Origin of the sequence: Proteus sp. G2669, assembly GCF_009915245.1 — a bacterium.
Classification (GTDB): Bacteria; Pseudomonadota; Gammaproteobacteria; order Enterobacterales; family Enterobacteriaceae; genus Proteus.
Window position 1 is genome coordinate 185,099 of record NZ_JAABLX010000012.1, and the last position, 12,402, is coordinate 197,500.

Sequence of the window (12,402 nt, forward strand, 5' to 3'; positions counted from 1 at the left end):
GTTTCATGGAACCATTAATTATCAAACTGGGTGGTGTACTCCTTGATAACGAAGAAGCGCTAACACGTTTTTTCACCGCATTACAACAATATCGTTCAACACACTCTCGCCCTTTGGTCATCGTACATGGTGGTGGCTGTTTGGTGGATGAATTGATGGGTAAATTGCAATTACCTGTCGTGAAAAAGCAAGGCCTGCGTGTTACACCCGCTGATCAGATAGATATCATCACAGGAGCATTGGCCGGAAGTGCCAATAAAACCTTGTTATCGTGGGCAACTCAGTTTGGGCTTAATGGGGTGGGGCTTTCTTTGGGTGATGGGCAATTAGCAAAAGTCACTCAAATTAATGAAGAGTTAGGCCATGTAGGAAATGCAACTCCCGGCTCTCCAGATTTACTTAATTTATTACTGGGGGCAGGCTATCTACCTATTATCAGCTCTATCGGTATGACTGAGAAAGGTGAGCTGATGAATGTCAATGCAGACCAAGCTGCAACCGCTATCGCAGAAACATTGGGTGCTGATTTAGTGTTGCTTTCAGATGTTAGTGGCATTTTAGATGGTAAAGGTCAAAAGATAGCAGAGATGTCAGCCGAAAAAGCACAGACATTAATTGATCAAGGCATTATCACTGACGGCATGATTGTGAAAGTAAATGCAGCGTTAGAAGCGGCTAAAACACTTGGTAGACCCGTTGAAATTGCCAGTTGGCGCCATGCTGAAAAACTAACCGCACTGTTTAATGGTGTTGCAGTAGGCACCCGTATTTTAGCTTAAAAATGACTCTATAAATCTTATCACTATTTGATAGTTGGCTGAATTTAAACAAATTAGGAATTGAAGGTTATCACTATGACTAAAGGTATTAAGAAAATCGTACTAGCGTACTCAGGCGGATTAGATACTTCGGCGATCATTCCTTGGTTAAAAGAGCATTACGATAACTGTGAAGTTGTTGCTTTTGTTGCTGATGTTGGGCAAAGCCGTGATGATTTAGTTGGCGTAGAACAGAAAGCGTTAGCGTCAGGAGCATCTGAGTGTTACGTCGTTGATTTACGTGAAGAGTTTATCAAAGACTATGTTTATCCTGTGTTAAAAACCGGTGCTTTATATGAAGGTAGCTATTTATTAGGTACTTCAATGGCACGTCCAGTTATTGCTAAAGCTCAGGTAGAATTGGCATTAAAATTAGGTGCTGATGCTGTTGCTCATGGCGCAACGGGTAAAGGTAACGATCAGGTTCGTTTTGAAAGCACCTATGCAGCTCTTGCTCCGCAACTAAAAGTCGTCGCGCCTTGGAGAGAGTGGGATTTACGTTCTCGTGAAGCACTGCTGGATTATCTGAAAATCCGTAATATTCCCACTACGGCTACACTTGAGAAAATTTATAGCCGCGATGAAAACGCATGGCATATCTCAACGGAAGGTGGTGTATTAGAAAGCCCATGGAATGCATCAAATGAAGATTGTTGGGCATGGACTGTCGATCCTAAGAAAGCACCAGAAACACCAGAATTAGTCACTGTTACAGTTAAAGCGGGTGAAGTTGTCGCGGTAAACGGTAAAACACAATCACCTTTTGAGTGTTTAGATACATTAAATACATTAGGTGTTAAGCACGGTATCGGACGTATTGATATTGTTGAAAACCGTTTAGTGGGAATGAAATCTCGTGGCTGCTATGAAACTCCAGGGGGCACTATCATGATGGCTGCTCTGCGTGGTGTTGAGCAACTAGTTCTTGATAGGGATGCGTTTAAATGGCGTCAACAACTCGGTTTAGAGATGTCGTATGTAGCCTATGACGGTCGTTGGTTTACGCCAATCCGTGCTTCATTACAAGCGGCTGCGGAATCGCTGGCAAAAGATGTGAATGGCGAAGTGGTTTTAGAGCTTTATAAAGGCCATGTGAATGCCATTCAGAAAAAATCAGAAAATAGCCTGTACTCTGAGGAATTTGCAACCTTTGGTGAAGATGAAGTTTACGATCACAGTCATGCTGAAGGTTTTATCCGTTTGTATTCCCTGCCATCACGTATTCGTGCACTGAGCAAGAAATAACGTAAGGCAATAGAGTGGTGCTAACAAGCATCACTCTTACTCTCTTTTATTACACAGAATAAATACAGGAAGCGATTATGGCACTCTGGGGTGGACGTTTTAGTCAGGAAGCTGATCAACGGTTTAAACAATTCAATGATTCACTGCGGTTTGATTTTCGACTGGCACAACAGGATATCTTTGGCTCAGTAGCTTGGTCTAAAGCGTTAGTCACAGTGGGTGTATTATCGCAAGATGAACAAGCTCAACTTGAGCAAGCTTTAAATGAATTATCAGAAGAAGTAACAGCAAACCCACAATCTATTTTACAAAGTGATGCAGAAGATATTCATAGTTGGGTTGAAAGTAAGCTTATTGCCAAAGTCGGTGATTTAGGTAAAAAATTACATACAGGTCGTAGCCGTAATGATCAGGTCGCAACAGACTTAAAACTATGGTGCAAAGAAGAGGTCATTCATCTTCGCCAAGCGATTGTTGAGCTACAAAAAGCTTTAGTTATTACCGCAGAACAAAATCAAAATGCAGTGATGCCGGGTTATACCCATTTACAACGCGCTCAACCAGTAACATTCGCACACTGGTGTTTGGCCTACAATGAAATGTTAGCCAGAGATGAAAGCCGTTTAGCTGATGCTTTGAAACGTTTGGATATCAGTCCGTTGGGATGCGGTGCATTAGCAGGCACAGCTTATGATATCGATCGTGAACAATTAGCGGGATGGTTAGGTTTTGCGAGTGCAACTAACAATAGTCTAGACAGTGTATCTGACCGTGATCATGTATTGGAGCTATTATCTTGCGCATCTATTGGGATGGTGCATTTATCTCGTTTTGCAGAAGATCTTATTTTCTTTAATAGTGGTGAAGCGGGCTTTATTGAATTATCAGACAAAGTGACCTCAGGCTCATCGTTAATGCCTCAAAAGAAAAATCCAGATGCACTTGAGCTTATCCGTGGAAAATGTGGACGAGTACAAGGTGCATTAACGGGCATGATGATGACCTTAAAAGGTCTGCCTTTAGCTTACAATAAAGATATGCAAGAGGATAAAGAAGGGCTGTTTGACGCTATTGATACATGGTCTGATTGTTTGCATATGGCAACATTAGTTCTTGATGGCATTCAAATTCGTCGTTCTCGCTGTGAAGAAGCCGCTAAACAAGGTTATGCTAATGCTACTGAACTGGCAGATTATCTTGTTGCTAAAGGCGTGCCATTTCGTGAAGCGCACCATATTGTGGGTGAAGTGGTTGTTTGTGCCATTGAGCAAGGTAAAGCAATTGAAGAACTTCCTCTTTCTGAATTACAGATGTTTAACGATAAAATCATGATTGATGTGTATGATATTTTATCACTTCAATCATGTTTAGATAAACGTCTTGCAAAAGGGGGCGTTTCTCAAAAACAGGTCGCTTGTGCGATAGAAAAAGCAAAAGAAACACTCAGTATGGATAAATAAAAAAAGAGTTTATTTAAGACAACTTACTGTTATTCCATAAGAACAGGGTATTTATTGCCCTGTTTTTTTATTTTGAATTGCCGATAATATCTATGCTCATCTTGAATTCTTTAGAATATGAAGTAATTAGATTTATTTATTAAGAAAATATCAAAAAAGAGAGACAGAATAACATTCGACTGATAGAAAAATTTATCAGTTACTATATTATCTATAGACATTAACTATCAGCAATAAATGTGGGATCTGCAATGAATATCCGTGACTTGGAATATCTGGTGGCTCTAGCTGAGCATAAACATTTTCGTCGTGCGGCAGATTCTTGCCATGTGAGTCAGCCAACATTAAGTGGTCAAATTCGTAAGCTTGAAGATGAATTGGGTGTAATGTTGCTTGAACGAACTAGCCGTAAGGTTCTGTTTACGCAACAAGGTTTGTTGCTGGTGGATCAAGCGAAAACTGTTCTACGTGAAGTCAAAGTGCTACAAGAAATGGCTTCATTGCAAGGCGAAAGTATGGCAGGGCCTTTACATATCGGGCTGATCCCTACTGTCGGTCCTTATTTGTTGCCTCATATTATCCCTGAGTTACATAAAAACTATCCTAAGTTAGAGATGTACCTTCATGAAGCACAAACTCATAGCTTATTAGCTCAATTAGATAGTGGAAAGCTTGATTGTGTAATTTTAGCAATGGTTAAAGAGAGTGCGCCGTTTATTGAAGTTCCTTTATTTGAAGAGCCAATGAAATTAGCGATTTATGAAGGGCATCCGTGGCATGAACGTGAGTCTGTGCCAATGGGCGACTTAGCGGGACAACGTTTATTGATGCTAGAAGATGGGCACTGTTTACGGGATCAAGCGTTAGGATTCTGCTTTCAAGCGGGCGCAAAAGAAGATACTCATTTTAGAGCAACGAGTTTAGAGACATTACGTAATATGGTCGCTGCTGGTAGTGGAATAACCCTATTACCTGATTTATCAGTACCTCAAGAGCAAAAACGTGATGGAGTTTGTTACTTAGAATGTACAGATCCAAATCCATCACGTTCTATTATCTTAGTCTATCGTCCCGGATCGCCTTTGCGTAATCGTTATGAGCAGTTAGCAGAGACAATCCGTGAACATATGACCGCATTTTATGCAGAAAAACAAAACGCATTAAAATAAGCGGTTTAAACCATTAAGTGCAGCAACACGATAGGCTTCTGCCATTGTTGGATAGTTGAAGGTCGTATTAACGAAATATTCGATAGTATTACCTTCACCTTTTTGTTCCATAATCGCTTGGCCGATATGAATAATTTCTGCAGCACGTTCACCGAAGCAGTGAATACCTAAAATTTGCTTGGTTTCACGGTGGAAGAGAATTTTTAAACTCCCCACATTCATACCTGCTATTTGTGCTCTTGCCAGATGTTTAAACTGAGAACGACCCACTTCATAAGGGATCTTCATTGCAGTGAGTTGTTGCTCTGTTTTACCTACAGAACTAATTTCAGGAATGGTGTAGATCCCAGTTGGAATATCTTCAATCAAGTGTGTTTCTGATTTTCCCGTTGTGATTGCCAAAGCCGCAATACGACCTTGATCATAAGCTGCTGAAGCTAGACTTGGATAACCAATGACATCACCTACAGCATAAATGTGTTCACAACTGGTTTGGTAGTGGGCATTAACAGAAACGAGTCCACGACTATCGGTTTTAATACCGACGTTTTCTAAGCCTAGAGTGTCTGTATTTCCTGTTCGGCCGTTTGCGTAGAGTAGGCAATCTGCTTTGACTTTTTTACCTGATTTTAGGTGAACAATAACACCATCATCGACACCTTCAATGCTTTCGTATTCTTCATTATGACGAATAACAATACCGTTATTCCAGAAGTGATAAGAAAGTGCATCAGACATCTCTTGATCAAGGAAAGACAATAGGTGATCACGAGTATTGATTAAGTCTACTTTTACTCTTAATCCTCTAAAGATAGAGGCATATTCACAACCAATGACACCTGCGCCATAAATAATGACATGGTGAGGCTCATGCTCTAAATCGAGAATAGTGTCACTGTTATAAATACGAGAATGAGAGAAATCGACATCCGGTGGGCAATAAGGGCGAGAGCCCGTTGCAATAATAAAGCTATCAGCAGAGAGAATATCGCAAGTACCATCAGGGTAACGTACGCTGATCCTGTGTTCGTCAATAAATGCCGCTTCACCCGAATACATTGTACAGTTATTGCGTTCGTAGAAACCTTGACGCATTTTAGTCTGCTGACTAATCACGGTGCTGGCTTGACGAAGTATTTGAGAAAAAGAGGAGTTAATAAGACGAGATTGGTCGCTATAAAGTGGGTTTTGATTAAACTCGATAATGCGACTTACTGCATGGCGTAGGGCTTTGGAGGGAATAGTACCCCAATGCGTACAGCCACCACCAACTTTGTTATAACGTTCTATAACTGCGACGCGTTTTCCTTGTTTAACAAGCCCCATGGCCGCGCCTTCACCGCCAGGACCTGAACCGATAACAATGGCATCGAAATGAGAATGTTGCATAGGAAGAGACCTGTTTTATACAAACCGACAACGCTATATTAACATTAGAATGAATAATAGCCCAATTGACATTAAGGGCATTAGTCACACTTTGTTGAGTTTTTATGAGAATGTGTCTTTAGAGATGATTGTACGCACTGCTTTTTTAACAAAGTTTGATATATTGAGCATAAACCAAATTAGGATTATCAGGATTTCTGTGAGTAATAATATTGGCATCAGAGCTAAACAAAAAGAAAAAACCCGTCGCTCTTTAATTGAAGCTGCTTTTAGCCAACTGAGTGCTGAGCGTAGCTTTACTAGCTTAAGCTTACGAGAAGTGGCTAGAGAAGCTGGTATTGCGCCTACTTCATTTTATCGTCATTTTAAAGATGTGGATGAGCTTGGGCTGACAATGGTTGATGAAAGTGGATTGATGTTACGTCAATTAATGCGACAAGCACGTCAACGCATTGCGAAAGGTGGCAGTGTTATCAGAACATCAGTAGCTACTTTTATGGAATTCATTGGTAATAACCCTAATGCGTTTCGATTATTATTACGTGAACGTTCTGGGACTTCAGCAGAATTTCGTGCCGCAGTCGCACGAGAGATCCAACATTTTATTGCAGAACTGGCAGACTACCTTGAGCAAGAAAGTCATATGCCACGTTATTTTACAGAAATGCAATCTGAAGCAATGGTCACTATTGTATTTAGTGCAGGCGCAGAAGCACTGGATATTGATATTGAAAAGCGTCAACAATTAGAAGAAAGATTAGTTTTACAACTGCGTATGATTGCTAAAGGTGCTTATTATTGGTATCGACGTGAGCAAGAGACGCAAACACCTCTACAAGATAACCCAGAAATAAAGAAAAAAACGCATCAGAAAGGAGACAAATGATGGAACAAAATCGCTGTGAAAAAAGCACGCTATTACTTGCCACAGTCATTGGTGTCGCTTTACATGGTACTTATTCGAGTTTTTTTAATTCATTTATTGAGACGTGGTCAGTTTTCCCACTAATCAGTTTAATCTTGGCAGTTTACTGTTTATATCAGCGTTATTTAAATCAACCTATGACCGATGGTATGCCTAAGCTGATTTTTTCATTCTTTTTACTAGGCTTATTCGGTTATAACGCTTACACCAGAACCGTTAACCCTGAATGGGGTTCAAACTTTTTCTCTTCTGTTTGTATTGTTATTGTTGCGTTGTGGATTTATCGTCAATTTAAACAGCGCCAACGCTTACGCCTACAGGCTGAAGAAGCTGAAAGAGCATCACAAGCAGAACAGTACTAGTCTGTACTTATCTCTTTGTTGTAAACACAGCGAAATTTTGACACCAGCAAGTTATCTTGCTGGTGTTTTTGTTTTTATTCGCGTTATTAAAGGATTTTTTACTCTAAGAAGAGAAATAAGCAGTTATCTTTTTTCTAATAACACACCACATTCCATATGATGGGTGTATGGAAATTGATCGAATAAAGCTAATTTGCTGATTTTATGTGTTTTTATTAGGGTTTCTAAATTTTGACACAATGTTTCTGGGTTACAAGAAATGTATAAAATACTAGGGTAAGTTTTAACCAGCTCTACAGTTTTCTCATCTAAACCACTACGAGGTGGATCGACAAAAATGGTTTCACATTGATAATCTTTTAAATCAATCCCTTCAAGACGTTTAAATTCTCTTACCCCATTCATTGCTTGTGTAAAATCTTCCGCAGACATACGAATAATTTTTACATTATCAATGTGGTTCATTGCTATGTTGTATTGCGCCGCATGAACAGATGGCTTTGCAATTTCTGTTGCCAGCACTCGCTCAAAATTACGTGCAAGCGCTAATGAAAAGTTGCCATTACCGCAATACAATTCAAGCAGATCACCTTTCGCGTTTTCTGTTGCCTTTAATGCCCATTCCAACATTTTAATATTGACCTGAGCATTAGGTTGCGTGAAGCTATTTTCAACTTGGCGATAAATCATCTCTTTACCCGCGACAGGTAACACTTCATCAATAAAATCGTTATCGAGCATAATTTTTGTTTTATATGCACGACCGATTAACTGTACATCAAAGCCTTGGACAATTAAGGTCTGGCGTAATGCTTGCGCTTCTTGTTGCCAAGTTTCATCAATTTTTTTGTGATACAGCAAAGAGACAATAATTTTATTACTCAACGTAGAAAGATAATCAATCTGAAATAGTTTCTTTCTAAGTGTTGGCTTATCTTTTATTTCTGCCAACAAAGCAACCATCATTTTATTAATAAGCTGGCTGGCTACGGGAAATTGGTCAACACGAATACGCTGCTTAGTCTCTTGGTCAAACATAATATGATAGAGAGAATCTTCTTCATGCCAGATACGGAATTCCGCACGCATACGATAATGCTGTTCTGGTGATGAAAAAACCTCTGCATCAGGCGCATTAAAAGGAGCCATCATCGTTTGTAGACGTTGTGTTTTTTCATTCAGTTGAGACTGATATGTTTGCGTTGGTAATGAATTCTGCATGGTATCTCGCCTTTTTTTGGCAGTAATAAAGTTAAGCGAGCGAAATTGTAGAGATCCTCATGAAGATGTCCAGTATTCTTCATGTTCAATTTCTGGACTCAGTGGAGTTGAAATCGTAGCATAGTTGTTCGGCCTCCTTATAGGAGTGAAAAGGGAATCTGGTGCAAAGCCAGAACTGACGCGCAGCGGTAATAGGATCAAGGATAATAAAAGACACTGCAAAGCACCCATATAAGTGCGGTGGGAAGTCATTATCTTAAATACACAAAATTGTTTATTTAACCTAGAGTCCGAAGACCTGCCGAAGACCTGTCGCATCTTAAATTAAATACGCGCTTTATTTAATTTTGGCGGCATCCTGCTACTTATTCTGTTGGATGCAGATTTTCATGAATAATAAAAAAGTTTTCTTTATTTCAAGTATAGCTTCGAGTGTGGCTTTGAGTGTAATGGTGAGCAGTTTTGGTGCGTTTGCTAATAACAGCGATACATTAAGTGTGACAGCAAACCGCTTTCAAGAGCCGAACTCTTCTATTTTAGCACCTATCACCGTTGTTGAACGTGAACAGATTGATCGCTGGCAGAGTAATAGTGTGATTGATGTATTACGCAGAATGCCGGGTATTGATGTGGGGCAAAATGGTGGAATAGGGCAGATGAGTTCTATTTATGTACGTGGCACTGAATCTCGACATGTACTGATCTTAGTGGATGGTGTGCGTTTAAATCAGGCTAATGTGTCTGGTAGCTCTGATATTAGCCAAATTCCCCTTTCTCTTGTTCAACGTATTGAATATATAAGAGGGCCTCGTTCTTCTGTTTATGGTTCAGATGCAATTGGCGGAGTGATTAATATCCTGACAGAAAGAAAAACGGAAGGAGGAACGCTTAATGCCACAATGGGTTCTCATGGTTATCAAGAATATGATGGCTCTGTAAAACAGAAAGTTGGAGATAGAACGACATTAACAGCGGCGGGCAGTTATCTCTATACCAAAGGCTATGATGTAGAAGCCAATGGGAATACCGGTGGGCATCCACAACCTGATCGCGATGGATTTATGAACAAATCGTTGTGGTTAGGGGTTAATCACGATATTAACGATGACGTTTCTTTATATGCACGCGCTTATGGTTTTGATAATCGCACCGCTTATGATGCTTATTATGACAGTGGTAACGATATCTTAACGGATACAAGAGCACTATTTAGCCGTACCTATGATGGCGGAGTGAAGTTCCATCGTGATAACTACTCTTCTTCTTTCAATACCAGCTATAACTACACCAAAGATTATGACTATGATCCACGTTATGGTCGCTATGGTAAAGGAAGTCGTTTTACTAACTCTGAACAATATAACGTGCAGTGGGGTAATCACCTTTTATTAGAAAATGGCAGTATCGGTGGAGGTGTTGATTGGCAACGCCAATCTATTAAAGCAGGCTCTAGTGGATTTCCTAATAAAGAACACTTCGACAATACCGGCTTATATCTAACAGGACAGCAAAAGTTAGGCGAGATTATCGCTGAAGCTTCAGTGCGTTCAGATAAACACTCTGAATATGGTTGGCATACCACTTGGCAAACTAACTTAGGTTGGGAATTTGTCGATGGCTATCGTGTGATTGGTGGTTATGGTACGGCATTTAAAGCACCAACACTGATGCAACTTTATAGTGAATGGGGAAGTAATCCAAACTTACAACCCGAAAAGAGTAAACAGTGGGAAGGGGGCTTTGAAGGATTAACAGGGCCTTTAGAGTGGCGATTAACTGCATATCGTAATGATGTTGATTCGTTGATCCAAAGTGAATCGAACTACCCATATCGTAATTACAATGTTGGAAAGGCATTAATTAAAGGCGTGGAATTTACAGGGGAAATGGATACGTGGATTTTTCATCATACCTTTAACCTTCAATATATAGATGCAAGAAATAAAGAAACACATCAACGTCTTGATCGTCGCGCTCGTCAACAGTTGAAATATCAACTTGATTGGCAAGTTGAGAAACTCGATATGGGAGTGACTTACCAATATATCGGTCAGCGTACAGATAAAGATTACGGCACGTATGAGAATGTTTCTTTAGGTGGAGTGAGTATTTGGGACTTAACTGCGTCATATCCTATTACATCACATCTCTCAATTCGTGGTAGAATAGCCAACCTGTTTGATAAAGATTATGAGACAGCTTATGGCTATCGCACGCCAGGACGTGAATACTTCCTCACAGGAAGCTACAACTTCTGATGCACAACTTACCGCTAACCCTACTGTATTAGTTTTTGATTCAGGGGTTGGCGGTTTATCTGTTTATCGAGAGATCCGTGAAAAATTACCGGATGCTCACTATATCTATGTTTTTGATAATGAAGCTTTCCCTTATGGTGAAAAATCACAGGAATTCATTATTGACCGTGTTGTTCATATCATTAGCGCGGTTGCTGAGAAGCACTTTCTCGCAGCAATTGTTATTGCCTGTAATACCGCTAGTACTGTAAGCCTTCCGGCTTTACGTGCAAAGTTTACTGATATTCCTATTGTGGGAGTTGTTCCTGCTATTAAGCCCGCTGCTAAATTAACATGTAATGGGGTGGTTGGATTATTAGCGACAAGAGCAACAGTTAAACGTCCTTATACCCATGAATTGATAGAGCGCTTTGCAACTGATTGCAAAGTTCACTCTTTAGGTTCAGCCGAGCTGGTGGAACTAGCAGAAAGAAAACTTCATGGTGAAGAAGTTTCTCTAGATGAGCTTCGTAAAATTCTTACACCTTGGCTAAAAATGAAAGAGCCACCAGATACGGTAGTATTAGGTTGTACTCATTTCCCTTTATTAGCAGACGAGCTTCTTTCTGTTTTACCTGATGGCACACGAATTATCGATTCTGGGGCTGCAATTGCACGAAGAACTGCGTGGTTGGTCGTAAATCAAGCGAAAATAAAAGGTTCAAATGAAATTAGTTTCGCTTATTGTCTAAAAGAAGATGAGAATAGCGAATTGCTAAAACCTGTTTTAGCAAGTTTTGGCTTTGAATCGCTCAGAAAACTGGCGCTTTAAGTGAAATTTGGTGGAAAATTCAACGGTCAGTAAAAAAACTCAAAAAAAGTGTTGCCAGCTTCACAAAACTCCCTATAATGCGCCCTCGTTGTCACGGCAAACCACGCTAAGTGAGTTAGCCGAGAGAACAAAGAAAAAAAGTGAAAAGCCTTGAAAATAAACGCTTGACACTGAATGAGGAAGATGTAGAATGCACCTCCTCGCAACAACGCGGAAGACCGGAAACGGCAGCGAATGTTGCACTGCTCTTTAACAAATTATCAGACAATCTGTGTGGGCACTCGCAGAGACGATATCTTCTAAAATATTAGATGTATCAAGTCTTGAAGAGTGAACAACAAAAGTAAATTCATTTATGAATAGCTAAGTTTTCGATTTCTTTGAGCATCAAACACTTTTAATTGAAGAGTTTGATCATGGCTCAGATTGAACGCTGGCGGCAGGCCTAACACATGCAAGTCGAGCGGTAACAGGAGAAAGCTTGCTTTCTTGCTGACGAGCGGCGGACGGGTGAGTAATGTATGGGGATCTGCCCGATAGAGGGGGATAACTACTGGAAACGGTGGCTAATACCGCATGACGTCTACGGACCAAAGCAGGGGCTCTTCGGACCTTGCGCTATCGGATGAACCCATATGGGATTAGCTAGTAGGTGAGGTAATGGCTCACCTAGGCGACGATCTCTAGCTGGTCTGAGAGGATGATCAGCCACACTGGGACTGAGACACGGCCCAGACTCCTACG

General features: G+C 40.4%; 10 protein-coding genes, 1 rRNA gene and 1 riboswitch (1 of these 12 running past the window's edge). Of the genes, 9 read left to right on the plus strand and 2 right to left on the minus strand.

What is annotated here, in order from left to right; translation table 11 throughout:
- Nucleotides 1-5 precede the first annotated feature (5 nt).
- The 4 genes from argB to oxyR all read left to right on the plus strand — a co-directional run bounded on the left by argB (nucleotide 6) and on the right by oxyR (nucleotide 4,692).
- On the plus strand, nucleotides 6-779 hold the full coding sequence (gene argB / locus GWI68_RS03030; RefSeq protein WP_109409927.1) for an acetylglutamate kinase: 774 nt from the start codon (nucleotides 6-8) through the stop codon (nucleotides 777-779).
- Nucleotides 780-854: 75 nt separating this feature from the next.
- Nucleotides 855-2,063, plus strand: a complete 1,209-nt coding sequence (locus GWI68_RS03035; RefSeq protein ID WP_166539345.1) for an argininosuccinate synthase — start codon at nucleotides 855-857, stop codon at nucleotides 2,061-2,063.
- 77 nt (nucleotides 2,064-2,140) lie between these two features.
- Nucleotides 2,141-3,523, plus strand: coding sequence for an argininosuccinate lyase (argH, locus tag GWI68_RS03040; RefSeq protein WP_166539346.1), 1,383 nt, complete (start codon nucleotides 2,141-2,143; stop codon nucleotides 3,521-3,523).
- Between the two features lie 251 nt (nucleotides 3,524-3,774).
- Nucleotides 3,775-4,692: a DNA-binding transcriptional regulator OxyR gene (gene oxyR / locus GWI68_RS03045; RefSeq protein ID WP_166539347.1), complete on the plus strand. Its 918-nt coding sequence runs from the start codon at nucleotides 3,775-3,777 to the stop codon at nucleotides 4,690-4,692.
- On the opposite strand, the gene sthA is transcribed toward oxyR, so the two are convergent.
- Entirely contained in the window at nucleotides 4,684-6,081 is a 1,398-nt protein-coding gene (sthA, locus tag GWI68_RS03050) for a Si-specific NAD(P)(+) transhydrogenase (protein ID WP_109409930.1), read from the minus strand. The two genes, oxyR and sthA, sit on opposite strands and share 9 nt — an antisense overlap.
- Before the next feature lie 199 nt (nucleotides 6,082-6,280).
- On the opposite strand from sthA, the gene fabR reads away from it, so the two are divergent.
- Together fabR and GWI68_RS03060 are read left to right on the plus strand one after the other, a co-directional pair.
- Complete coding sequence (gene fabR, locus GWI68_RS03055) at nucleotides 6,281-6,967, plus strand: HTH-type transcriptional repressor FabR (RefSeq protein ID WP_072070605.1); 687 nt, start codon at nucleotides 6,281-6,283, stop codon at nucleotides 6,965-6,967.
- Complete coding sequence (locus GWI68_RS03060) at nucleotides 6,967-7,368, plus strand: YijD family membrane protein (protein WP_036933245.1); 402 nt, start codon at nucleotides 6,967-6,969, stop codon at nucleotides 7,366-7,368. Before fabR ends, GWI68_RS03060 begins: the two co-directional genes overlap by 1 nt.
- A gap of 123 nt (nucleotides 7,369-7,491) precedes the next feature.
- Here the strand turns inward: GWI68_RS03060 and trmA are convergent, their stop codons facing one another.
- Nucleotides 7,492-8,589 carry a tRNA (uridine(54)-C5)-methyltransferase TrmA gene (gene trmA, locus GWI68_RS03065; RefSeq protein WP_166539348.1) on the minus strand — a complete coding sequence of 366 codons (1,098 nt, stop codon included), beginning with the start codon at nucleotides 8,587-8,589 and terminating at the stop codon, nucleotides 7,492-7,494.
- A gap of 112 nt (nucleotides 8,590-8,701) precedes the next feature.
- A riboswitch (cobalamin riboswitch) is annotated at nucleotides 8,702-8,910 on the plus strand.
- Between the two features lie 68 nt (nucleotides 8,911-8,978).
- Between trmA and btuB the strand changes: the two genes are divergently transcribed.
- The 3 genes from btuB to GWI68_RS03080 all read left to right on the plus strand — a co-directional run.
- Nucleotides 8,979-10,847, plus strand: coding sequence for a TonB-dependent vitamin B12 receptor BtuB (btuB, locus tag GWI68_RS03070; RefSeq protein ID WP_166539349.1), 1,869 nt, complete (start codon nucleotides 8,979-8,981; stop codon nucleotides 10,845-10,847).
- Entirely contained in the window at nucleotides 10,792-11,658 is an 867-nt protein-coding gene (gene murI / locus GWI68_RS03075; RefSeq protein ID WP_166539350.1) for a glutamate racemase, read from the plus strand. The genes btuB and murI overlap by 56 nt, the downstream gene beginning before the upstream one ends.
- A gap of 398 nt (nucleotides 11,659-12,056) precedes the next feature.
- Nucleotides 12,057-12,402 (plus strand): 16S ribosomal RNA (locus GWI68_RS03080); it runs 1,197 nt beyond the window's last position.

What these genes read in the sequence shown, in the direction of transcription:
- argH (WP_166539346.1), top strand. Translation starts at nt 2,141, where the DNA reads ATGGCACTCTGGGGTGGACGTTTTAGTCAGGAAGCTGATCAACGGTTT.
- oxyR (WP_166539347.1), top strand. Translation starts at nt 3,775, where the DNA reads ATGAATATCCGTGACTTGGAATATCTGGTGGCTCTAGCTGAGCATAAA.
- murI (WP_166539350.1), top strand. Translation starts at nt 10,792, where the DNA reads ATGGCTATCGCACGCCAGGACGTGAATACTTCCTCACAGGAAGCTACA.
- sthA (WP_109409930.1), bottom strand. Translation starts at nt 6,081, where the DNA reads ATGCAACATTCTCATTTCGATGCCATTGTTATCGGTTCAGGTCCTGGC.
- btuB (WP_166539349.1), top strand. Translation starts at nt 8,979, where the DNA reads ATGAATAATAAAAAAGTTTTCTTTATTTCAAGTATAGCTTCGAGTGTG.
- GWI68_RS03035 (WP_166539345.1), top strand. Translation starts at nt 855, where the DNA reads ATGACTAAAGGTATTAAGAAAATCGTACTAGCGTACTCAGGCGGATTA.
- argB (WP_109409927.1), top strand. Translation starts at nt 6, where the DNA reads ATGGAACCATTAATTATCAAACTGGGTGGTGTACTCCTTGATAACGAA.
- trmA (WP_166539348.1), bottom strand. Translation starts at nt 8,589, where the DNA reads ATGCAGAATTCATTACCAACGCAAACATATCAGTCTCAACTGAATGAA.
- GWI68_RS03060 (WP_036933245.1), top strand. Translation starts at nt 6,967, where the DNA reads ATGGAACAAAATCGCTGTGAAAAAAGCACGCTATTACTTGCCACAGTC.